Source organism: Pantoea sp. B623, assembly GCF_024814475.1.
Classification (GTDB): Bacteria; Pseudomonadota; Gammaproteobacteria; order Enterobacterales; family Enterobacteriaceae; genus Pantoea; species Pantoea ananatis.
Genome location: NZ_JANUXM010000004.1, coordinates 351,929 through 373,713, shown reverse-complemented (window position 1 = coordinate 373,713; position 21,785 = coordinate 351,929). Strand labels below are relative to the sequence as shown.

22 protein-coding genes are annotated in these 21,785 nt (G+C 53.8%); 11 read left to right on the top strand and 11 right to left on the bottom strand.

Annotated elements, in window-relative coordinates; all coding sequences use genetic code 11:
• Window positions 1-116: 116 nt before the first annotated feature.
• The 4 genes from NXS97_RS03555 (at window position 117) to pdxY (ending at window position 3,440) form a co-directional block, all read left to right on the top strand.
• On the top strand, window positions 117-431 hold the full coding sequence (locus tag NXS97_RS03555) for an MliC family protein (protein ID WP_013025650.1): 315 nt from the start codon (window positions 117-119) through the stop codon (window positions 429-431).
• Window positions 432-454: 23 nt separating this feature from the next.
• On the top strand, window positions 455-1,111 hold the full coding sequence (pdxH, locus tag NXS97_RS03550) for a pyridoxamine 5'-phosphate oxidase (RefSeq protein ID WP_015700385.1): 657 nt from the start codon (window positions 455-457) through the stop codon (window positions 1,109-1,111).
• A gap of 137 nt (window positions 1,112-1,248) precedes the next feature.
• The gene (gene tyrS / locus NXS97_RS03545; RefSeq protein WP_259231706.1) at window positions 1,249-2,523 is read left to right on the top strand and encodes a tyrosine--tRNA ligase; all 1,275 of its coding nucleotides are present in this window, start codon (window positions 1,249-1,251) and stop codon (window positions 2,521-2,523) included.
• A 56-nt stretch (window positions 2,524-2,579) separates the two neighbouring features.
• Window positions 2,580-3,440 (top strand): pyridoxal kinase PdxY, encoded by an 861-nt coding sequence (pdxY, locus tag NXS97_RS03540; protein WP_013025653.1) that lies wholly within the window; start codon window positions 2,580-2,582, stop codon window positions 3,438-3,440.
• A gap of 28 nt (window positions 3,441-3,468) precedes the next feature.
• On the opposite strand, the gene gstA is transcribed toward pdxY, so the two are convergent.
• Both gstA and dtpA read right to left on the bottom strand, forming a co-directional pair.
• Window positions 3,469-4,074, bottom strand: coding sequence for a glutathione transferase GstA (gstA, locus tag NXS97_RS03535; protein WP_024471825.1), 606 nt, complete (start codon window positions 4,072-4,074; stop codon window positions 3,469-3,471).
• A gap of 152 nt (window positions 4,075-4,226) precedes the next feature.
• On the bottom strand, window positions 4,227-5,711 hold the full coding sequence (gene dtpA, locus NXS97_RS03530) for a dipeptide/tripeptide permease DtpA (RefSeq protein WP_014605925.1): 1,485 nt from the start codon (window positions 5,709-5,711) through the stop codon (window positions 4,227-4,229).
• Window positions 5,712-6,310: 599 nt separating this feature from the next.
• Here dtpA and NXS97_RS03525 point away from each other — a divergent pair.
• Window positions 6,311-7,009, top strand: coding sequence for a CTP synthase (locus tag NXS97_RS03525; protein ID WP_014605924.1), 699 nt, complete (start codon window positions 6,311-6,313; stop codon window positions 7,007-7,009).
• Window positions 7,010-7,064: 55 nt separating this feature from the next.
• Here NXS97_RS03525 and nth read toward each other — a convergent pair whose 3' ends face one another.
• From nth to ydgT, 9 genes are all read right to left on the bottom strand, one after another.
• Complete coding sequence (gene nth, locus NXS97_RS03520) at window positions 7,065-7,697, bottom strand: endonuclease III (RefSeq protein WP_013025657.1); 633 nt, start codon at window positions 7,695-7,697, stop codon at window positions 7,065-7,067.
• A complete protein-coding gene (locus NXS97_RS03515) occupies window positions 7,694-8,398 on the bottom strand; it encodes an electron transport complex subunit E (protein ID WP_014605923.1) in 705 nt (234 codons plus the stop codon). The genes nth and NXS97_RS03515 overlap by 4 nt, the downstream gene beginning before the upstream one ends.
• Window positions 8,391-9,023, bottom strand: coding sequence for an electron transport complex subunit RsxG (gene rsxG / locus NXS97_RS03510; protein ID WP_259232809.1), 633 nt, complete (start codon window positions 9,021-9,023; stop codon window positions 8,391-8,393). The genes NXS97_RS03515 and rsxG overlap by 8 nt, the downstream gene beginning before the upstream one ends.
• A 3-nt stretch (window positions 9,024-9,026) precedes the next feature.
• Window positions 9,027-10,085, bottom strand: coding sequence for an electron transport complex subunit RsxD (rsxD, locus tag NXS97_RS03505; protein WP_116219708.1), 1,059 nt, complete (start codon window positions 10,083-10,085; stop codon window positions 9,027-9,029).
• Window positions 10,086-12,416 (bottom strand): electron transport complex subunit RsxC, encoded by a 2,331-nt coding sequence (gene rsxC / locus NXS97_RS03500; RefSeq protein ID WP_116219709.1) that lies wholly within the window; start codon window positions 12,414-12,416, stop codon window positions 10,086-10,088.
• Entirely contained in the window at window positions 12,409-12,987 is a 579-nt protein-coding gene (gene rsxB / locus NXS97_RS03495; protein WP_013025662.1) for an electron transport complex subunit RsxB, read from the bottom strand. Before rsxB ends, rsxC begins: the two co-directional genes overlap by 8 nt.
• Window positions 12,987-13,568 (bottom strand): electron transport complex subunit RsxA, encoded by a 582-nt coding sequence (gene rsxA / locus NXS97_RS03490; protein ID WP_013025663.1) that lies wholly within the window; start codon window positions 13,566-13,568, stop codon window positions 12,987-12,989. The genes rsxB and rsxA overlap by 1 nt, the downstream gene beginning before the upstream one ends.
• A 123-nt stretch (window positions 13,569-13,691) precedes the next feature.
• Complete coding sequence (locus tag NXS97_RS03485) at window positions 13,692-14,135, bottom strand: DUF2569 domain-containing protein (protein ID WP_013025664.1); 444 nt, start codon at window positions 14,133-14,135, stop codon at window positions 13,692-13,694.
• 106 nt (window positions 14,136-14,241) lie between these two features.
• Window positions 14,242-14,457, bottom strand: coding sequence for a transcription modulator YdgT (ydgT, locus tag NXS97_RS03480; RefSeq protein WP_116219710.1), 216 nt, complete (start codon window positions 14,455-14,457; stop codon window positions 14,242-14,244).
• Window positions 14,458-15,123: 666 nt separating this feature from the next.
• Between ydgT and ytfQ the strand changes: the two genes are divergently transcribed.
• From ytfQ to NXS97_RS03450, 6 genes are all read left to right on the top strand, one after another.
• On the top strand, window positions 15,124-16,080 hold the full coding sequence (gene ytfQ / locus NXS97_RS03475; protein ID WP_013025666.1) for a galactofuranose ABC transporter, galactofuranose-binding protein YtfQ: 957 nt from the start codon (window positions 15,124-15,126) through the stop codon (window positions 16,078-16,080).
• A 54-nt stretch (window positions 16,081-16,134) separates the two neighbouring features.
• A complete protein-coding gene (locus tag NXS97_RS03470; RefSeq protein ID WP_259231703.1) occupies window positions 16,135-17,655 on the top strand; it encodes a sugar ABC transporter ATP-binding protein in 1,521 nt (506 codons plus the stop codon).
• Window positions 17,648-18,664, top strand: a complete 1,017-nt coding sequence (gene ytfT / locus NXS97_RS03465; RefSeq protein WP_259231702.1) for a galactofuranose ABC transporter, ATP-binding protein YtfT — start codon at window positions 17,648-17,650, stop codon at window positions 18,662-18,664. The genes NXS97_RS03470 and ytfT overlap by 8 nt, the downstream gene beginning before the upstream one ends.
• Window positions 18,661-19,647 carry a galactofuranose ABC transporter, permease protein YjfF gene (yjfF, locus tag NXS97_RS03460; protein WP_014593627.1) on the top strand — a complete coding sequence of 329 codons (987 nt, stop codon included), beginning with the start codon at window positions 18,661-18,663 and terminating at the stop codon, window positions 19,645-19,647. Before ytfT ends, yjfF begins: the two co-directional genes overlap by 4 nt.
• Window positions 19,648-19,767: 120 nt before the next feature.
• Window positions 19,768-20,148 (top strand): hypothetical protein, encoded by a 381-nt coding sequence (locus NXS97_RS03455; RefSeq protein ID WP_024471565.1) that lies wholly within the window; start codon window positions 19,768-19,770, stop codon window positions 20,146-20,148.
• A gap of 25 nt (window positions 20,149-20,173) precedes the next feature.
• The gene (locus NXS97_RS03450; RefSeq protein WP_116219712.1) at window positions 20,174-21,754 is read left to right on the top strand and encodes a sensor domain-containing diguanylate cyclase; all 1,581 of its coding nucleotides are present in this window, start codon (window positions 20,174-20,176) and stop codon (window positions 21,752-21,754) included.
• The last annotated feature ends 31 nt before the right edge of the window (window positions 21,755-21,785 follow it).

Below are 21,785 nucleotides of genomic sequence, written 5' to 3'. Positions count from 1 at the left end.
CATCGGTTAAATTGCCCTGACAGGTCGGTGCGCCCGCGTGGCTCTCCGGCGAAGGTCAATGACACCTAATCAAGCAGAACGCCCCATGCCCTGCTTTCCGTACAGGAGAATCGCTGATGTTAAAAGGATTAACCGTGGCTGCTGTGTTAGTGCTGTCGGGCTGTAGCCTGATGCACAAGTCGTCGCCCGCGCCAGAAACGTTACACTACCGCTGTGGCACATTGCCGCTCACCGTGACGCTGGATAATGCCAAACAGCAGGTAAGCTTTATCATGGACGGCAAGCCGCTGACCCTGACACAAACGGTTTCCGCTTCCGGCGCTCGCTACAGCGACGGTCACTATGTTTTCTGGTCCAAAGGAAACGGCGCCTTTATTGAGCGCAATGATAAGATCGTTGTAAACGATTGCGAGTTGCAACCTGCCCGTTAACGTTACCGGAGTGAATGTGCATCATGAGTGACAGTGACATGCTACAAACTATTGCCCATCTGCGCCGTGAATATACGCGAGGTGGGCTGCGTCGCAAGGATCTACCCGATAATCCGCTGGCGCTGTTCGAAAGCTGGCTAAAGCAGGCCTGTGAGGCGCAACTGCCCGATCCCACCGCCATGACGGTGGCCACGGTGGACGAGCAAGGGCAGCCGTATCAACGTATCGTGCTGCTCAAGCACTACGATGAGCAGGGCATGGTGTTTTACACCAACCTCGGCAGCCGTAAAGCACAGCAGCTGGGTCACAACCCGCGTATTTCGCTCCATTTTCCCTGGCACTTTTTAGAGCGTCAGGTGATGGTGTTGGGCGAAGTCGAGAAGCTGTCGCCGCTGGAGGTATTGAAATATTTCAGCAGCCGTCCCCGTGACAGCCAGATTGGCGCCTGGGTTTCCCGACAGTCGAGCCGGATCTCTGCCCGCGGCGTTCTGGAAGGCAAGTTTCTGGAGCTGAAGCAAAAATTTCAGCAGGGTGACGTGCCGCTGCCCAGTTTCTGGGGCGGTTATCGGGTGAAATTTAATACGATGGAGTTCTGGCAGGGGGGCGAACATCGTCTTCACGATCGTTTCCTCTATCAGCGAGATAACGACGGCTGGAAAATTGACCGACTCGCGCCGTAAAACTGCGTTTTCCCCCTCATCAGCGCTGGCACAGAAGGCGTCAGCGCTTTATGCTATAGCCCTTAATTTTTCCTTCCGCAACTCAGCGGAAAGCTGTGTACCAGCATAGGTGCAGCCTGATCAATTTGGAGTCAGTGATGACCAGCAGTAACCTGATACAACAATTGCAAGAGAGGGGCCTGATCGCCCAGGTGACGGATGAAGACGCGTTAGTAGAGAAACTGGCGCAAGGGCCAATTTCGCTCTATTGCGGCTTTGACCCCACTGCTGACAGCTTGCATTTGGGCCATCTGGTTCCACTGCTCTGCCTCAAACGTTTTCAGGATGCCGGGCACAAGCCGGTTGCGCTGGTAGGCGGCGCCACGGGCTTAATTGGCGATCCCAGTTTCAAAGCCGCAGAGCGTAAACTCAACACCAGCGAAACCGTCGGTGAGTGGGTAGAAAAAATCCGGACGCAGGTCGCACCCTTCCTGGACTTTGACTGTGGTGCCAACAGCGCGATTGCGGCCAATAACTATGACTGGTTTGGCAATATGAACGTGCTGACTTTCCTGCGTGACATCGGTAAACACTTCTCTGTTAACCAGATGATCAACAAGGAAGCCGTTAAACAGCGCCTGAACCGTGACGACCAGGGGATCTCGTTCACCGAATTCTCCTATAACCTGCTGCAGGGTTACGACTTCGCCTGTCTGAATGCGCTGCACGGCGTGTCCCTGCAGATTGGCGGATCTGACCAGTGGGGTAACATCACCTCCGGTATCGATCTGACGCGTCGTCTGCACCAGAACCAGGTATTTGGTCTGACCGTTCCGCTGATCACCAAATCGGACGGCACCAAGTTCGGTAAAACCGAAGGCGGCGCGGTCTGGCTGGATGCAAAGAAAACCAGTCCTTATAAGTTCTACCAGTTCTGGATCAACACCGCAGATGCGGATGTTTACCGCTTCCTGAAATTCTTCACTTTCCTGAGCATTGAAGAGATTCATGCCCTGGAAGAAGAAGATAAAAACAGCGGAACCACGCCGCGCGCGCAGTACGTGCTGGCCGAGCAGGTCACGCGCCTGGTGCACGGCGAAGAGGGGCTGGCTGCCGCGAAACGAATCACCGAGAGCCTGTTCTCTGGCGCGCTGAGCGATATGACAGAGGCCGACTTCGAACAGCTGGCGCAGGATGGTATGCCGACCATCACGCTAAGTGCCGAAGACGATCTGCAACAGGCTCTGGTCAAAGCTGAGCTGGTGCCTTCACGTGGTCAGGCTCGCACCATGATTGGTTCGAATGCCGTGTCGCTGAACGGTGAAAAGCAGTCTGATGCTGAGTACCGTTTCAGTGACAGCGATAAGCTGTTCAACCGCTTCACGCTGCTGCGTCGCGGTAAAAAGCATTACTGCCTGATTAACTGGCAGTAACCTTTCAGGGCCGGTTTCCGGCCCTTTTTTATGGCAAGGCACTACAGGGCAAAAAAGTGAAAAACGTTTTAGCAATTCAGTCGCACGTGGTGTTTGGTCACGCGGGCAACGCGGCGGCAGAGTTCCCGATGCGCCGTATGGGTGTGAACGTCTGGCCGCTGAATACCGTGCAGTTTTCTAACCATACGCAATATGGCCACTGGACCGGTACCGTGATGCCGGCCACGCACTTAACCGATATCGTCAAAGGCATTGCCGATATTGACCGCCTGAAAACCTGTGATGCGGTACTCAGCGGTTATCTGGGCTCGGCCGAGCAGGGCGAAAACATTCTGGAAATCGTGCGTCAGGTAAAAGCCGCGAACCCGGAAGCCTGGTATTTCTGCGATCCGGTTATGGGGCACCCGGAAAAGGGCTGCATCGTTGCACCCGGCGTGGCGGAGTTCCACTGCAAACTGGCGCTTCCCGCCAGCGATATCATCGCCCCCAACCTGCTGGAGCTGGAAATGCTCAGCGAACGCAGCGTAACCAGCGTAGAAACGGCGGTTGACGCGGCACGTATGCTGATTAGCCAGGGGCCGAAAGTCGTGCTGATTAAGCACCTGGCGCGCGCAGGGCGCCGCAGCGATCGGTTTGAGATGCTGCTGGTGACCGCCGGTGAAGCCTGGCACATCAGCCGTCCGCTGGTGGATTTTGGCGTTCGTCAACCGGTGGGCGTGGGCGATCTGACCAGTGGCTTGTTGCTGGTCGATCTACTGCACGGGCTGTCGCTGCAGGCGGCGCTGGAACACGTCACTGCTGCGGTCTATGAAGTGATGCTGAAAACGCATGAGATGGGCGAGTATGAACTGCAACTGGTTGCCGCTCAGGATGCCATTGTCCGACCAACGCACGTCTTCCCCGCTGAGAAGCTGTAAAAAAGGGCCGGTTACGGCCCTCATCGTATCAGTTAAGTCCTTCCGCTTTGAGCGCGGCCTGAACCGACGGCCGCTCTGCAACGCGTTCAAACCAGTGTTGCAGGTGGTCCCGCGCGGCCAAATCCAGCTTCAGCGCTTTTGCCCAGCGGGTAACCACAAATAAATAGGCATCCGCGACGCTGAAGTGCACGCCCATCAGCCACTGTTTGTCTTTGAGCTCATCGTTTACCCAGGCAAATTTCGCCTCCAGCTGGCGGCGCACCAACGCTTTGTACTCCTCAGGCGCATCGTTGCGAAACAGGGGAGAGAAGCTTTTGTGTAACTCGCTGCTGATATAGCCGAGCCACTCAATGGTGTGATAACGCGTCAGGCTCCCCACCGGGGCCAGGAGGTGACGATCGGGTTTAAGATCGGCCAGATACTGCACAATCGCCGCGCCTTCCGTTAATACATTCCCATCGCTCAGCTGCAGGGCCGGCACCTGACCTTTGGGGTTGATCTGGCGAAAATCTTCACCGCGCTCGGTGAGCTTAGTCTGCAGATCAACATTAACCTGCGTAAAGTCCAGACCACATTCACGCATGACGATATGCGGTGAAAGGGAACAGGCACCAGCTTTACAAAACAGTTTCATCATGAGGCCACCATGTTGCGAATCGTGTTTGCATAGTAATCTCATGGCGCGGAATTGCCAGTAATAAGGTGCAGGAATGTGCGAGGCATTGATCGGCGACAAAAACAAAAAAACCGGGCAGGCCCGGTTTTCGTGAAAAGTCATGACCTCAGTCAGGCTTTGTCTGCTGCCGTATCTTGAGTCATGCGGTTCAGCAGAGGGGCGGTAATCAGCATCAGCACGGCGATGACCGCCGTCGCGATACCAATCTGCTGGAAAACTCTGCCGTAGGTGGCCAGGGAGATCAGCGGATCGGTAACGTTTTCAGGAACGGCCATCAGGTTTGCCACTTTACCGGCAATGACCGCTGCGCCCGCCGTCGTCAGGAACCATGAACCCATGATAAAGCCCATCAGACGCTGCGGAACCAGCTGCGCCACCATCGCCAGGCCAAGACCGGAAATCATCAGTTCACCAATGCTCTGCAGGCCATAGCTGAGAATCAGCCAGTTAACAGACACAATCCCCGCATCGCTGGCAAACTTCGCGCCGACCGGTAACACCAGGAAGGCTGCTGAACACAGCACCATACCGATGGCGAACTTGTGCGGCATGGGCAGTTTATCGCCCAGCTTGTTGTAGACGGCTGCCAGAATCGGGCTGGCAAGCATGATCCAGAACGGGTTCAGCGCCTGGAATTGCTCAGGGGCAAAGGTGATACCCAAAATGCTGTGCTCAACGTTGCGAATCGCAAAGAAGTTAAGCGACGTTGGCATCTGCATATAGAGCACGAAGAACACGATGGCTTCCACCATCAGCAGGAACGCAACAATCATACGACGACGGGCTGCGCCGTGAAGGGCAAAGGCTTCTTTGGCAAAGATGACAAAGATACCGAACGCTATCACGCCTAACAGCACGCGGGCGATTGACTGGTGGTGCAGCATCCAGTTTGCCAGGGCGACCAGGACGACAATTCCCACCAGAGTCATCAACAGTTTGCCGAACTGAAGTGGGGCAAAGTCCGGTTTAGAGCCGAAGTCTTTCACCAGGCGTTTGCAGAACAGGAAGTTAAGCAGCGTGATGACCAGGCCGACAACCGAGAGCGAAAACGCCACGTTGTAGCCGTACTTCTCCGCTAACCACGGAGTCAGCATCATTGAAAACAGCGAACCGATATTGATGGACATGTAGAACATGGTGAAGGCCCCATCAATACGGGGATCGTCTTTGTCATAGCACGTCGAGAGCAGCGAAGAGGGGTTAGCTTTAAACAAGCCACTTCCCACGGCAATGGTCGCCATACCAATATAAACGATGCTGACGTTGTGGCCCGAGAAGGCCACCAGGGCATAGCCTATTGCCAGAACCAGCACGCCAAGAACGATGACGCGTTTGGTCCCGAGGACTTTGTCACCCAGCCAGCCACCGATGGCGACAAGGCCATATACCAGGGCGCTAAATGAGGAGAACAGGGTAATAGAGTCGGACTCCGACATCCCCAGTTGTCTCACCAGGTAAACCGCCATAATGGCCTGCAGGCCGTAGTAACCAAAACGTTCCCATAATTCGATAGAAAAGATCAGGTAAAACGCTTTGGGCTGTTTGAACGCGTTAAGGCTGACGGCCTCGTCGGTGTGTTTGTTTGCAGTTGACACTTGTACCTCTGTTATTTCATATCCTGTGTCGCGACAGGAATTAAGTCCGCGCCATGTGATCAGACCATGGGCCAGATTTTTATTAGATGGGAAAAACGGCGACTAATTTGGCTGAATAAAGGCGACAGGGCAAGCGTTTTCTACCTTCTGCCGGAAAGCGATCGTGTGGCGTGAAAACCTAAATAAATATTATTAGTTGGAATTTAATTCTGATTTTAAGCGTTACTGTGAAGTAATGGCGTCACGTTAGGGTTTCAGGAGTGTTAATAATGACATTAACTACTAAAACGGCGTTACGCCGAGCTTTACAACGGAAAGTGATATTTTCTCAGGACAATCTGGCTATAAAGCAGGTTTTGACGCCGATTTGATGAAATAGTCTGCGTATTATGACGTTAATCTCCACCAAAGGCGTAAAAAGGTTGATTAAGGTCACATTTTTGCCTGTTAATTCAGGCAGAGAAAAAAGCTTATCTGGGTACGGCGTGCCCGTAGCGCTTCGCTGTATCGGGTGGGAGACACGACAGAGCCGCACTTCGGGACTCGACATCCGTTGCCCCCTGCCGTAGCATCCTTATTTCGTTAAGAGGAATTTTGCTATGCCGTTACCTTTACGTCTCGCGTTAGTCGGCGACTATCGTCCGGAAGCCGTTGCGCATCAGGCTATTCCCCTGGCGCTTTCCCGTGCCGCTGCCCATCTTGCTATCGATATTGAACCTGAGTGGATCCCAACACCTGAGCTGGGCGATTTAACCGCCATCAGGCAAAGCCATGCCGTATGGCTGGTGCCGGGAAGTCCCTATAAAAATGATGAGGGCGTCTTCAGTATGCTGCGCTGGGTACGGGAAGGGGAAAAACCTTTTCTGGGTTCCTGTGGCGGTTTTCAGTATGCCGTTATCGACTATGCACGTCACGTACTGGGCTGGCATGATGCGAATCATGCAGAAACCAGCGATGAAGGGCGGATGGTGATTGCGCCGTTAAGTTGCTCGCTGGTGGAGCAGCGCGGTGAGGTGACATTTGAACCCGGTTCACGTATTGCCACCGCCTACGACAGCCTCTCCAGCGATGAAGGCTATCACTGCAACTTTGGCGTTAACCCGGACTTCAGTGCAGCGCTGGAAGGCAACAATTTGCGTATCACCGCCTGGGATCTCAATGGCGATGTACGCGGCATAGAACTGACCGATCATCCTTTTTACGTCGCCACGCTCTTCCAGTCCGAGCGTGCAGCCTTACAGGATAAGGATTCTCCGCTGGTGATTGCCTGGATGCAGGCGGCTCTGGATCAGCGTTAGATCAGAAAATAAAAAGTCTGTGTGTTCACAGGCTTTATCAGACAACACCTTCGCGTTATTCCACTTTATCCGGGTATTCGCACAGGTCCTCAATCAGACAGGCGCCACAGCGCGGCTTACGGGCCACACAGGTATAGCGACCGTGCAGAATCAGCCAGTGGTGGCAGTCCACTTTGAATGCCTTAGGCACAACCTTTAACAGTTTTTCTTCGACCTGCTCGACATTCTTGCCGGGGGCGAAATTTGTCCGGTTGCAGACGCGAAAAATATGGGTATCCACTGCGATGGTGGGCCAGCCAAAGGCGGTGTTGAGCACCACGTTTGCCGTTTTACGGCCCACACCGGGCAGCGCTTCCAGGGCTGCACGATCTTCGGGCACCACACCGCCGTGCTGTTCCAGCAGAATGCGGCAGGTTTTGATGACATTCTCTGCCTTGCTGTTGAACAGTCCGATCGTTTTAATGTATTCCTTCACACCGTCCACGCCCAGCGCCAGCATTGCAGCGGGCGTATTCGCGACCGGGTAGAGCTTTGCGGTGGCTTTATTCACGCTGACGTCGGTGGCCTGGGCAGAGAGCAGAACCGCAATCAATAATTCAAACGGCGAGCTAAACTGCAGCTCGGTCGTAGGATGAGGATTAGCCTGCTGCAAACGGCTGAGGATCTCGGTACGCTTTGTCTGGTTCACACGGCTTTTCCGGTATTGCCTTGCGGTGCAGCCAGCGCCTGCTCTTCAGCACGGCGCACAGCACGCTGCTTCATTTTTTGATCGATCAGGTATTTACCCGCCAGCATCATGCCCAGACCAATAAAGGCGCCTGGTGGTAACATCGCCAGCAGCATCGGTGAATCCAGATGAATCACCTCAATTTTTAATGCTTTTGCCCACGGGCCTAACAGCTGGTCTGCACCGTTAAACAGCGTCCCGCTGCCAATAATTTCACGGAGGGAACCCAACACCACCATTGCGCAGGTTGCGCCCATCCCAATGGCAAAACCATCAAGGGCTGCAAGAGGGATGCTGCTTTTCGATGCGACGGCCTCGGCACGGCCTACCACGATACAGTTGGTCACGATAAGCGGAATAAAAATGCCCAACGACTGATACAGGCCATAGGCATAAGCATTAATCAGCATCTGTACACAGCTCACCACGGACGCGATGATCATCACGTAAATGGGGATGCGAATCTCCGAGGGCACCCAACGGCGCGAGGCGGAAATAAAGCTGTTGGTCAGGGTCAGCACCAGCGTGGTGGCCAGCCCCAGCCCCAACGCATTGGTGGCGGTGGCGGTCACCGCCAGCAGCGGACACAGGCCCAGCAGCTGTACCAGCGCCGAGTTATTTTTCCACAGCCCGCCTACCAGCAGGTTTTTAGCTTCACTCATTTGCGTCTCCACATTCGGGTAACGAAGAGAGTTTCCCTTTAAGGGATTCAATTAATAATGCCGAACGTTTGGTGGCATTCACGACGGCTCGTGGGGTAATCGTGGCGCCAGTGAACTGATCGAATTCGCCACCGTCTTTTTTAACGGCAAACGCTTTATCATCCGGACCTGTTACCACTTTGCCATTAAAGCTGTTAATCCAGTCAGAAATGCGCAGTTCTATTTTATCGCCTAAACCGGGCGTTTCATGATGTTCAATCACGCGGACGCCCAGCACCTTACCGTTAAAGTCAGCCCCGACCAGCATCTGTATCGCGCCGGAATAGCCGTCCGGTGCCGTCGTTTCCAGCGCCGCGGCAACAGGCTGGTTACCTTTACGTGCCAGATAAAGATGGTGAGGATTAGCGTTACCCAGCGCCGGATCAGTGACAACGTAACATTCCTGCTGAATGTGGTTATCGTACATATCGGTCGGCACCACCTGGTCCAGCAAATTTTTCTGCTGCAGTTGCGTCTGATGCTCAACGGTTGGCTTAGTGACCGTATTCACTATGGCCGTCACGCCGGTCGTAATGGCGGCAAACAGCGCCAGCGTCACGCCATTTTTGCGTATCGTGTCCAGCATCATTTAATCCTTTTGATGGCCGTAAACACGCGGCTGAGTGTAATAGTCAATCAGCGGTACGCATATATTAGCCAGCAATACAGCGAAAGCAACGCCGTCCGGATATCCGCCGAAGCTGCGAATTAACCAGATCAGCAGCCCAATCAGCGCACCGTAGAGTAAACGACCACGGTCGGTCGTGGAAGCGGTGACCGGATCGGTAGCAATAAAAAATGCCCCAAGCATAGTGGCACCTGAGAACAGATGGATCACTGGGCTATTGAGCGAAGCGGGCGAGAACAGCCAGCCCAGCGTTGCGCAGAAGGCCAGCGACAGCAAAATGGCAGCCGGGATATGCCAGCGAATGGCGTTTTTCCATAGCAGGAACAGACCACCCACCAGATAACCCAGGTTAACCCACTGCCAGCCGAGACCCGCGAGCACACCACTGTAAATGGGCTGTGCCAGAAGTTGCGTGGCGCTGTGGCCCGCGCGCAGGCCGGTTTTGAATGTATCGAGCGGCGTGGCCTGGCTGACGCCATCGGCACCGAGCTGCAGCTGCTGCATCGTGTCGCCCGCAAGAGTATGGCCGGTAAAAATCATACTGAGTGAATCGAGCATCCCCGGTTTAATCATCTGTAACGCGTCCGGCGGCATCCAACTGGTCATCTGTACCGGAAACGAGATCAGTAGCACCACATAGCCTACCATCGCCGGATTAAAGGGATTTTGTCCCAGTCCACCGTAAAGCTGCTTGGCGATCACAATCGCAAAGACTGTACCGATCACTACCAGCCACCAGGGCGCCAGAGAGGGGATGCTGATTCCCAGCAGAATGGCCGTCAGGAGGGCTGAATTATCCGCAAGGTTGGCAGCAACCGGGCTTTTGCGTAAACGCAGGATGGCCGCTTCGGTAAGCAACGCCGTTACCGAGGCCAGAATCACCTGCAACAGCGTGCCCACGCCAAAGAAATAACACTGCGCTGCAAAGCCCGGCAGTGCAGCCAGCACCACCAGCATCATGATGTTGCCGGTGCTGCGCCGGTTGTGGGTATAAGGTGAACTTGCTATACGAAAAGCCATTTAGTCCTCAGGTGTCAATGTCGATTGCGCTTTACGCGCTTTGGCACGTTCGATAGCAGCCGCAATAGCGGCTTTGCGCGCGTCAGTAGGGTGCTCAAGTTCCGGCGCCTGTTCGGCTTCAGCATTCGCATTATTGGCTTGTTCTTGCGCCATTTCCGCCTGCTCGACGTCACGGTGCGCCTCTGTTGCAGCCAGTGCAGCATCGCGAGAAGCGTCCTCCGCGCGAGCCAGGGCGGCGGCTTTCTTCGCTTTGGCGCGCTCCACGGCGGCGGCCACGGCGGCCTTGCGCGGGTCCTCCGGCGGGGCGGGCTGCACATCCTCAGTACCGTCAGCGGCGGCGGCCTGCGCGGCTTTCTTCGCTCTGGCGCGCTCCACGGCGGCGGCCACGGCGGCTTTGCGCGGGTCCTCCGGCGGTGCGGGCTGCACATCCTCAGTACTTTCAGCGCTGGCGGCCTGCGCGGCTTTCTTCGCTTTTGCACGTTCCACGGCGGCGGCCACGGCGGCCTTGCGTGGATCCTCCGGTGGGGCGGGCTGCACATCCTCAGTACCTTCAGCGCTGGCGGCCTGCGCGGCTTTCTTCGCTTTGGCGCGCTCCACGGCGGCGGCTACGGCGGCCTTGCGTGGATCCTCCGCTACCTCTTCAGACGCGTCCGGAACGGCTGATTTTTTTGCTTTAGCACGCGCAATAGCGGCTTCAACCGCCGCTTTGCGTGGATCGGTCGTCTGGCGGCTCAGTGCCTGGGTTTCCGACTGGGCTTCAGCCTGGCGCAGGCGAGCCTGAGCATGGCGAGCCTCGGCGACGGCCTCTTCGTTTCCACCAGGTTTTGCTTTCGCGCGTGCCTGAGCCGCAGCCAGTTCAGCACTGTCGCTGCGCGCTACGCGCTGCTTCGCCTCTGCATGGCGTGCTTCACGTGCCTGTTTTTCCCGTTCGAGTCGTGCCTGACGCGCTTCAAACCGTGCTTTCGCTTCCAGCGTCCGTTTGGCTTCCAGATCGATAGCCCGCAACTCGGCTTTTTCCTGGCGGTAATACTGCACCAGCGGGATGTTGCTGGGGCAAACATAGGCGCAGGCACCGCATTCAATACAGTCATCAATATGGTGCGCACGGGCTTTATCATGATCGCCGCCCTTGCTGTACCAGTAAAGCTGCTGCGGCAGCAGCTTAGCCGGGCAGGCATCAGCACAGGCAGAGCAGCGAATACAGGACTGCTCCTGCTCGTCGTTGCCCATTTCCGTGCTGGACGGTGCCAGAATACAGTTGGTGATTTTAACCACCGGGACATCCAGTGACGGCAGGGTAAAGCCCATCAGCGGGCCGCCCATAATCACCATCTGGCGTGGCGAGGGATGAAAACCGACCTGATGAAGCAGATGACTGATTGGCGTACCCAACCGGCTCCACACATTACGTGGCTGGGCGATGGCTTCACCTGTCAGCGTGACCACGCGCTCGGTGATGGGCTCGCCATTAATGATGGCGCGCTTAACCGCCCAGGCCGTGCCGACGTTTTGCATCAGCACGCCAATGTCCGTCGAGCGTCCGCCGTGCGGCACTTCCATACCGGTAAGAATTTTGGTGAGCTGTTTGGCACCGCCCGAAGGATACTTGGTGGGAATGACGCGAATCTGGAGATCGCGCTCACCGCCCAGCGCCTGCTTCAGAGCGGCGATGGCTTCAGGTTTGTTATCTTCGATGCCAATTAAAACGCGATCTGCCTGTAAGACCCAGGCCAGAATCCGGCTGCCTTCCAGCACTTCGGCTGCGTAATCCTGCATCAGCCGATCGTCAGCGGTGATATAGGGCTCACACTCGGCGGCATTGATAATCAGCGTTTTAACGCCCCGCAGGCCGCCTTTCAGCTTAGTGGCGGTCGGGAAGCCTGCGCCGCCCAGGCCGGCGATGCCGGCATCGTGAATGCGTTTCAGGATGGCGGCTCGTTCATGCTGACGGTAGTCCGGCAGCGGTTCCAGCGGCATCCAGCGGTCCTCACCATCCGGCGTCAGGAAAATACACAGCTCTGACAGGCCCGAAGGGTGAGCCGTCATGTGCTGGGCAATATCCTCGATGACGCCGGACGTCGGTGCGTGCACCGGCAGCATTCTGCCCTGGCCAAACGTCAGTGGCTGACCGCGCAGTACGCGATCGCCGGGCGATACGCAGATCTCACCTTCATGACCAATATGCTGTTTCAGCGGAATAATAAACCGGTGCGGCAGCGGCAGCTCGGCCAGCGGCGTACCGTTAGACTGGGTTTTCATTTCAGGCGGATGAATGCCGCCCTGAAAATCCCAGGTTTTCTCTTTTTTAAAAAAATTTAGCAGATTAAGCATGACTCTCTACCGGGATCACCCGAACAGGAATGGTTTCAAGATCCCATTTCCAGTTGGCCGTGGTGGTGGCAACCGGACGCATCTCAATACAATCGGTAGGACAAGGCGCGACACACAGGTCGCAGCCCGTACACACGTCGCTCAGCACGGTGTGCATGGCGCGTGTTGCGCCAACGATGGCATCAACCGGGCAGGCCTGAATACATTTCGTGCAGCCAATACAGTTCGCTTCATCTATCCATGCCACGGTGCGCACGGGCGCTTTGGCTTCTTCGTCACCATCAATCGGCTGCGGCTCAACGTTGAGCAGGGCCGCCAGCTTCAGCATGGTCTGTTCGCCACCGGGCGCACATTTGTTGATGGCTTCACCGTTATTGCCCACCGCATCGGCATAAGGACGACAACCAGGATAACCGCACTGGCCGCACTGGCTTTGTGGAAGAACAGCATCGATCTGCTCAACAATGGGATCTTCTTCAACCTCAAAGCGTCGTGAGGCGTAACCCAGCAGGGCGCCAAACACAAGGCTCAGGGCGCTTAATACCGCAACCGCTATCCAAATCGCACTCATCAGAATTTCACCAAACCGGTAAAGCCCATAAACGCCAGTGCCATCAGGCCTGCGGTGATCAGCGCAATCGAGTTTCCTTTGAACGGGGCAGGCACGTTTGCCAGAACCAGGCGCTCACGCATACCGGCAAACAGCACCATGACAAGCGAGAAGCCCAGCGAGGCGCTGAATCCATACAGCGCCGCCTGCAGGAAGGTGTGGTTGAGGTTAACACTCAACAAGGGAACGCCCAGCACCGCGCAGTTGGTGGTAATCAGCGGCAGGAAAATACCCAACAGTCGGTAAAGCGACGGGCTGGTTTTGCGCACCACCATTTCGGTGAACTGCACAACCACGGCGATCACCAGAATATAGGCCATGGTGCGCAGGTACACTAAGTCCAGTGGCACCAGAATAAGATGGTTCACAAGCCATGCACAAATAGAGGCCAGTGTGATAACAAATGTGGTGGCGAGGCCCATGCCAATCGCCGTTTCCAGCTTTTTGGAAACGCCCATAAAGGGACACAGGCCGAGGAACTTCACCAAAACGAAGTTATTCACCAGCACAGTACCCACAAAGAGAAGGAGATAATCGGTCATTTTTTCGCCTGAATACCAGAAAGCGGCTTATTATCATTGATAAAACGCTGTATCACAACTGTGACACAACATTGTCTACGGACAACCGCACTCAGGATTAAACTGTTGGCGATAATTTTGGCCTCACCGCTGAGTAAACGTCGCTTTTACCCGTGCTGAACGCTTGAAATAAGGCACAAAAATTGCCGCTGCCGCCAGAGACAGCAGTAACGTCTGAATCGCCCGGGCGTCAGAAACCGGCGTAAAGGCAAACGTTTTCAGGGCCAGCAGCACGGTAATCAGCAACCAGACAATATAGTGGCGGGGCAGCCGGGAAGAGCGCTTAAAGAAAATCCACACAACCCACATGCTGTAAGCCCACAGCGCGGTGGCGGTGAAAAGCGAAATGGCCCAGTAGGTGGTGACGAGCGAACTGTGATTAAACAGGGTGGCGCGCCATTGTGTATCAAACAGCGGTGTCAGATACATGGCCATCACCAGCGCCGTGGTGAGCAACGTCATCAGCAACCATGCTAGCGGCACTAAAAGCCAGCCACCAATTCGGGGTGCGGCATCCTGTGTGTTCATTGCGGTTAATCCTGTCTCAATGTCAGAAGCGGCTCAGAATAGCATGTTAAGACAGAAGGGAAACATTATGGCTAAGCGCTTTCAGACAATATTCTGAACCTCAGAATTATACCACGTAGCGCCATACCGATTTAGGTACGCAGCCCAGATCAAACAGACGACCACCGGATACCAGCTCTGCGCGACGATGATCTGCAGCCCGGTACATATTGATGATATCGGTGTTGTCAGAAAGGGAATAATTCAGATGGTCGTAGAGTTTTTCCAGACTGTCGAGGTTATTCACTTTGCGGAATTTTAAAAGATAATCGTGCACAGTCATTTTTATCGTAACATATGGATGGGAAAGAGTGCCAAGTATAAGGAGACACCCGGCCGTGTCCAGTTCTGCCACTTAAAAAAAGCAAAAATCGGACAATCACGAGAGATTGATCGCTAAACAACCCTTTTCATCATTTTCGTGCACAGTAAACGTCGCCGCCGTTATCAGGTCAGGTGCTGTACAGGGCGCATGTTGTTTGGGTTGATCAGACCAGGTAACTTTTTATTTGTTTATATGTACGAATCGACTGCCATTAATTCCCGTTTCCCGCGTCAGATGAAGAGAACGTCAGTAAACCCTCAACAAAGGCTTATAGCGGAATCGTTTCATTCGATATACAGGGCCGTGTAGGGATGTGCTGGAAATCACAAAATGCACTTTTTGTCGCCGAATAATTGCCGTAACTCATTCTGTACGCCTCCCTGTAATCGTTTTCAACTGGCCTACACTTAAACGATTCTGTTTATTACATTTATTTATCATAAGTTGAAAAAACACACAGGCGTTTTGTCCATAACCCCTGATGAAATGCCCCCTCATGAAACGCGTAACTCCTTTAAATCGCTCGATTTTGTGAAGCGTGTCGCCCTAATTTACTTTTTTTTACGTCAGTCTTAATGGGCACTTTACCCTATACAGCGAACGCCCTTCAGAGGAATAAAAACTATGTGGAAACGTTTACTCCTGACCACGCTGGTCAGCGCCGCATTAAGTGGCTCAGTGTTAGCGGCGGAAATGACAGTGGGATTCTCACAGGTAGGTTCGGAATCCGGCTGGCGCTCGGCTGAAACCAATGTGGCAAAAAGCGAAGCCAAAAAACGCGGCATCAATCTGAAGATTGCCGATGGACAACAAAAACAAGAGAACCAAATCAAGGCCGTGCGTTCATTTATTGCGCAGGGCGTTGATGCCATCTTTATCGCACCAGTGGTTCAGACGGGCTGGGAGCCGGTATTAGAAGAAGCTAAAGACGCGAAAATCCCGGTTTACCTGCTGGATCGCGCCATTGTGGTGAAAGACAACTCGTTGTACCAGGCTGTCGTAACGGCAGATAACGTGCTGGAAGGTAAGCTTATCGGTGACTGGCTGGTGAAAACGGTGGGCGACAAGAAGTGTAACGTCGTTGAACTTCAAGGCACGGTAGGCGCCAGCGTCGCCATCGACCGCAAAAAAGGCTTTGCCGAAGCGATTAGCGGTCATCCTAATATCAAAATCATCCGTTCTCAGTCTGGCGACTTCACCCGCAGTAAAGGTAAAGAAGTCATGGAAAGCTTTATCAAAGCAGAGAATAACGGCAAAAACATTTGCATGGTTTACGCCCATAACGATGACATGGCCATCGGTGCCATTCAGGCCATCAAAGAGGCCGGCCTGAAACCGGGTAAAGACATCCTGACTGGTTCGATTGACGGTGTACCTGATATCTATAAAGCCATGCTGGCAGGCGAAGCCAACGCAAACGTGGAATTAACGCCAAACATGGCAGGCCCGGCGTTTGACGCGCTGGAAAAATTCAAAAAAGACGGCACGCTGCCGCCAAAAATTATCAGAACGCAATCAAAACTCTTTTTACCTGCCGACGCGCAGGCCGAGTTAGATAAGAAAAAGAACATGGGTTACTAAGCCGCAGGCCGCCCTTCGGGGCGGTTTTCCATGATGTAGGGCGGAGTTGACAGCATGACCACACACAACGAACAACCTCTTTTAGCCATCAGCGGCGTCAGTAAAGGCTTCCCGGGCGTCAAAGCGCTGGACGATGTGTCTTTCAGCCTGCGTAAAGGCGAGATCATGGCGCTGTTAGGTGAAAACGGCGCCGGAAAATCCACACTCATAAAAGTCCTGACCGGCGTTTACACCCGGGACAGCGGCACCGTAACGCTAAACGGCCAGGCGATTTCGCCGCACAGCACCGCCGGAGCCCAGGATATCGGTATCGGTACGGTTTATCAGGAAGTTAACCTGCTGCCCAACATGTCGGTGGCAGATAACCTGTATATCGGGCGTGAACCGCGTCGTTTTGGCATGATCGATCGTAAGCGCATGGTTCGCGATGCCGATGCCCTGATGCGTAATTACGGTTTTGCCCTTGATGTCACCCGGCCCCTTGGCCACTATTCAGTCGCCATGCAGCAGATCATTGCCATCTGCCGGGCTGTCGATCTTTCTGCGCAGGTCCTGATTCTGGATGAACCTACTGCCAGCCTGGATGCCAGCGAGGTTGAAATGCTGTTTACCCTCATGACGCAGCTGAAAAATCGCGGCATGAGCCTGATTTTCGTCACGCATTTTCTGGATCAGGTTTATCGCATCACCGACCGCATCACCGTACTGCGCAATGGTAAATTCATCGCCACGCATGACACGGCAACGCTGCCGCAGATTGATCTGGTGAAACTGATGATTGGCCGTGAGCTGATGGCGACCGCGCTGCAGCGTCAGGGCAGCACGCTACGCAGTAATCAGCCTGTGGTGTCTTTTGAAGATTACGGCAAGAAAGGCACGATCGAGCCTTTCAGCCTGCAGGTCAGGCCCGGCGAAGTGGTGGGGCTGGCCGGACTGCTGGGGTCCGGACGCACTGAAACGGCCGAAGTGTTATTTGGTATTCGTCGCGCCGATCGCGGTACGGCAAAGATCAAAGGCAAAGTTGAACACATTCGCACGCCTGCTCAGGCTTCACGCCTGGGCATGGGGTTCTGTCCGGAAGACCGCAAAACCGACGGTATCATTGGTGCGGCCTCGGTGCGGGAAAACATTATTCTGGCCCTGCAGGCGCAGCGCGGCTGGTTACGGCCGATTAAAAAACGGGAACAGCAGGCGATTGCCGAACGTTTTATTAAAAGTCTGGGTATTCGCACGCCGCATGCAGAGCAGCCCGTTGAGCTGTTATCGGGCGGCAATCAGCAAAAGGTTCTGCTGTCACGCTGGCTGGTGACAAAACCGCAGTTCCTGATCCTGGATGAACCGACGCGCGGCATTGATGTGGGCGCTCATGCGGAAATTATCCGCCTCATCGAGTCGCTGTGTGCTGATGGTCTGGCGCTGCTGGTTATCTCTTCAGAGCTGGAAGAGCTGGTCGGCTACGCCGATCGTGTATTGATCATGCGTGATCTGAAACAGGTGGCTGAAATTCCACTGGAGCAGCTTTCAGTGGCGGCAATCGTTAACGCTATTGCTGACGGAGGTACGCAGCATGCTTGAATCCCCGGTCACCGCGACCAAACCTCAACGTCGCAAGTTCAGGCTGCCGCCCGGCATGCCGCAGATTATTGCCCTGTTGCTGGTGCTGTTAGTTGACAGCCTGGTCGCGAATAACTTTTTTGCGATTCATCTTCAGGACGGACGGCTGTTTGGCAGTCCGATCGACATTATCAACCGCGCCGCGCCCGTTGCTTTACTGGCCATCGGCATGACGCTGGTCATCGCCACCGGCGGGATCGACCTGTCAGTCGGCGCCGTGATGGCGATTGCCGGCGCCACCGCCGCTACGCTGACCGTCGCCGGGCACGGTGTACCCTTTATCATTATGGTGACGCTGGCCAGCGGTCTGGCCTGCGGCATATGGAACGGCATTCTGGTGGCCTTACTCCGTATCCAGCCGTTTGTTGCCACGCTGATTTTAATGGTCGCCGGACGCGGTATTGCTCAGCTTATTACTCAGGGGCAAATCGTAACCTTTAATAATGACAGCCTTGGCTGGTTTGGGAATGGGGCGCTGTGGTTGTTACCGGTGCCGGTCTGGATAACGGTGGCGGTTGCGTTGCTGGTCTGGCTACTGGCGCGTAAAACCGCCCTGGGGCTGTTTATCGAAGCCGTGGGCATTAACCTGCGCGCCGCGCGCAATGTAGGCGTGAATGGCTGGCTGGTGGTGATGTCCACCTATGCCATCAGCGGCCTTTGCGCGGCGGTAGCCGGCCTGATTGTGGCGGCGGATATTCGTGGCGCAGATGCTAACAATGCCGGATTGTGGCTGGAACTGGATGCGATTCTCGCCGTGGTCATCGGCGGAGCGTCCCTAATGGGCGGCCGGTTTAACATCGTGCTGTCATTGATAGGTGCGCTGATTATTCAGTCGATGAACACCGGTATTCTACTCTCTGGCTTTCCGCCAGAGTTGAATCAGGTGGTGAAGGCGATAGTGGTCATGTGCGTTCTGCTTCTGCAATCCCCGCGCTTTATTGCGATGTTTAAACGGAGACGTCCATCATGATTAAACGTCATCTGCCTCTGATGATCACCCTACTGGTGTTCGTCATGGGCTATCTGTTTTGCCTGAGCCAGTTTCCCGGCTTTGCTTCCACGCGGGTGATCTGTAACATTTTGACGGATAACGCCTTCCTCGGCATTATCGCTGTCGGTATGACCTTTGTGATTTTATCGGGCGGCATCGATCTTTCGGTGGGGGCCGTCATTGCGTTTTCGGGTGTATTTTTGGCAAAGGTTATCGGTGACTATCACCTCAACCCCGTCCTGGCGTTTGCCCTCATCCTGAGTATGGGAGCGATGTTTGGTGCCATGATGGGCTGGCTGATTGATGCGCTGAAAATTCCCGCATTTATTATCACCCTGGCGGGCATGTTTTTTCTGCGCGGCTGCAGTTACCTGGTCTCTGAGAATTCTATTCCGATCGATCATCCTCTTTACGCCACGCTGTCCAGCATGGCATGGAAGGTTCCGGGGGGCGGGCGGCTCAGTTTGCTGGCGTTGATCATGCTGGTGGTGGTGGCGGGCGGGATCATTCTGGCGCACCGCACTCGCTTTGGTAATCAGGTTTATGCGATTGGCGGCAGCCTGACCTCCGCGCAACTCATGGGCGTTTCAACCCGCGCCACCACCATTAAGATCTACATGCTGTCGACTACCCTGGCGACGCTGGCCGGCATTGTGTTTTCCATCTATACCTCGGCGGGCTATGCCCTGGCTGGATTGGGCGTGGAACTGGATGCGATTGCCTCTGTAGTGATTGGCGGAACCTTACTCTCGGGTGGCGTAGGCACGGTGCTGGGCACCTTGTTCGGCGTGTTAATTCAGGGGCTTATTCAAACCTGGATCAACTTTGACGGCACGCTCAGTTCCTGGTGGACCAAGATTGCTATTGGCATTTTGCTGTTTGCGTTTATCGCGTTACAGCGCCTGCTGACGGTAATTTGGGATCGTCAACGGAACGCGCCGGTGAAACGGCTGATTCAATAAGCTAAGGGCGGCGCTGATGCGCCGCTTTTTTGAGTAGCAGGTGGCGCAACCCATAATCGGTAATGGTAGGTGAGAGAGCGTGAGTGAATAAGCATTGCCTGAACAGGGATTATTCATCGTGTGGGTGCATGCGTTGTATCACATCATGCCAGCCTGCATGCTTTCTCAATCACGGATAAAGCATGTCCATTCCCTCTGCGTTATGTCGGTTTATTATTGCTAGCAGGTCATAACGCATTTGCAATGAATGCCTGTCCTGTACGTATTTGGCCTGTTTCAGAAGACGTTAACGACGGCCCGCCTCTTTTTTCACGGCAGAATAAGGTTAATGATGGAGAAGAGGGTGCCAGCGGTATAACTGCGTCACCGGATTGCCAGTCTGGCAAGCGCTGGATTTACGCCTTTATCAGCGCGATGTCGCTGATTAGTGAGAGTAAGAGGGTGACGTTTAGCCGTGAAACGCTTTGTTTTTTCCAGGCAGTGCTAATATCTTTGAAATAATGATGGCAAATAACAGAGACCTGCTGTGGGAATGAATAAAACCTATAAACCCTCGTTAAAAGGGCTTCTGTGCCTGCATTCTGTTGGTTGCATAGTCATTACTGCACTCATGCTGATATTGGTGGTGGGCGTTGTTCTTAAGGTTCTGACTGAAAAAAGAATTATTGAATCTAACACCGCCTATGCCCGTAAGCTTGCTGATATGACCGACAGTACATTCAGAACGGCACAAAAAGAGCTTGCATACAGTGCCACTCAGATTAAACGTTTTGAAGACAAACAGGCACTACAGCAAGAAGCTGACAGATTAAGACTGCAATCGGATATGTTCAGTTCAGTCGTGATGCTAACGCCAGACGGTTACGTTGCGGCATCCTCTCCACCAGGTTTACTGCCTGTTGGTACGTCTTTGAATGTTGCCCCTGAGCAGTTGATGGCGGTAAAAAAGGGGGCGTTCGTATCAGAACCCTTTACACCTTCCACAGGTAACTATCTCATTTTTTTGTCGAACCCGATCTATTCCTCTTCGGGGGCGTATCTGGGTTATATTGCAGGATCTATCTACCTGAAAAGAAAAAGTATTTTAAGCCGCCTCATGAGCCATCATTTTTACACTGATAAAACAACGATCAGCATTGTTTCAGATACTGGAGAAGTCATTTATTCACCTGATGAGATGCTTACAGGAAAAAACAATCCTTTGACTACCAGCCTGACGACGCGGCTGAATCAGGCCAGCAGCGGTGGATTAAAGACAACGTTAGAACAACGCGACTGCCTGTTAGGCTATTCAGACGTTATCAAAACCAACTGGCACGTATTCGTATGCGTTTCGCCTGACGTGGTCAGCACGACACTCACGCTTATCGCTAAAGATGTGTTGGTTTATGGACTGGTGATAGCATTGCTATTGGTCGGTGTGAGCATCTTTGTTTCCACGCAGATTTCCAAACCGCTCGAAAGACTCGCTGGCCTGACCCGGTCTACTACAACGAAGGATTTGCCTCCCAAAATAAAGGATATAAAAACGTGGTATAAAGAATCTGACAGGCTGAAAAAATCTTTTTTGGCTTATTCGAACACAATTAATAAAACGTTGGCCATATTACGAGATGATGCAATAACCGATCATCTGACCAAACTGTATAACCGACGTGGATTTGAGCAACTTACCGCGCCTTACCTCTCTGCTAAAAACGAACATAGTCTTGCCTCTTTCGATATCGATTACTTTAAGCGCATTAATGATCACTATGGGCATGATATCGGTGATAAAACGTTAGTGGCCGTCGCGATGTTTTTAAAAAAAGGCTGCCGCACTAACGATATTGTTTGTCGGTTTGGTGGCGAAGAATTTGTTGTTTTCTTTCCGAATACACAAATCTCAGAGGCTGAATCTATTGCAAATCGTATCCGTGAACATATCGCATGTGCGCAATTTAGCGAAATAGGAAAAATGACAATATCAGCTGGCGTGGAGAGTTTAGCTCACCATAACAACGATATTGAGGAAACATTGCTTTCCGTTGACCAATGGTTGTACCAGGCAAAGCATGAGGGGCGAAACAGAGTTGTTTCTGCCAGAAGTAAACTGATTTCGTCGTAAAAAATGCACTGCACGACGTCAAGATTATCAA

What these genes read in the sequence shown, in the direction of transcription:
- NXS97_RS03515 (WP_014605923.1), bottom strand. Translation starts at nt 8,398, where the DNA reads ATGAGTGAAGCTAAAAACCTGCTGGTAGGCGGGCTGTGGAAAAATAAC.
- ytfQ (WP_013025666.1), top strand. Translation starts at nt 15,124, where the DNA reads ATGTGGAAACGTTTACTCCTGACCACGCTGGTCAGCGCCGCATTAAGT.
- rsxC (WP_116219709.1), bottom strand. Translation starts at nt 12,416, where the DNA reads ATGCTTAATCTGCTAAATTTTTTTAAAAAAGAGAAAACCTGGGATTTT.
- NXS97_RS03555 (WP_013025650.1), top strand. Translation starts at nt 117, where the DNA reads ATGTTAAAAGGATTAACCGTGGCTGCTGTGTTAGTGCTGTCGGGCTGT.
- rsxB (WP_013025662.1), bottom strand. Translation starts at nt 12,987, where the DNA reads ATGAGTGCGATTTGGATAGCGGTTGCGGTATTAAGCGCCCTGAGCCTT.
- rsxD (WP_116219708.1), bottom strand. Translation starts at nt 10,085, where the DNA reads ATGGCTTTTCGTATAGCAAGTTCACCTTATACCCACAACCGGCGCAGC.
- pdxH (WP_015700385.1), top strand. Translation starts at nt 455, where the DNA reads ATGAGTGACAGTGACATGCTACAAACTATTGCCCATCTGCGCCGTGAA.
- rsxA (WP_013025663.1), bottom strand. Translation starts at nt 13,568, where the DNA reads ATGACCGATTATCTCCTTCTCTTTGTGGGTACTGTGCTGGTGAATAAC.
- yjfF (WP_014593627.1), top strand. Translation starts at nt 18,661, where the DNA reads ATGATTAAACGTCATCTGCCTCTGATGATCACCCTACTGGTGTTCGTC.
- gstA (WP_024471825.1), bottom strand. Translation starts at nt 4,074, where the DNA reads ATGAAACTGTTTTGTAAAGCTGGTGCCTGTTCCCTTTCACCGCATATC.
- rsxG (WP_259232809.1), bottom strand. Translation starts at nt 9,023, where the DNA reads ATGCTGGACACGATACGCAAAAATGGCGTGACGCTGGCGCTGTTTGCC.
- NXS97_RS03470 (WP_259231703.1), top strand. Translation starts at nt 16,135, where the DNA reads ATGACCACACACAACGAACAACCTCTTTTAGCCATCAGCGGCGTCAGT.
- NXS97_RS03485 (WP_013025664.1), bottom strand. Translation starts at nt 14,135, where the DNA reads ATGAACACACAGGATGCCGCACCCCGAATTGGTGGCTGGCTTTTAGTG.
- ytfT (WP_259231702.1), top strand. Translation starts at nt 17,648, where the DNA reads ATGCTTGAATCCCCGGTCACCGCGACCAAACCTCAACGTCGCAAGTTC.
- tyrS (WP_259231706.1), top strand. Translation starts at nt 1,249, where the DNA reads ATGACCAGCAGTAACCTGATACAACAATTGCAAGAGAGGGGCCTGATC.
- NXS97_RS03525 (WP_014605924.1), top strand. Translation starts at nt 6,311, where the DNA reads ATGCCGTTACCTTTACGTCTCGCGTTAGTCGGCGACTATCGTCCGGAA.
- ydgT (WP_116219710.1), bottom strand. Translation starts at nt 14,457, where the DNA reads ATGACTGTGCACGATTATCTTTTAAAATTCCGCAAAGTGAATAACCTC.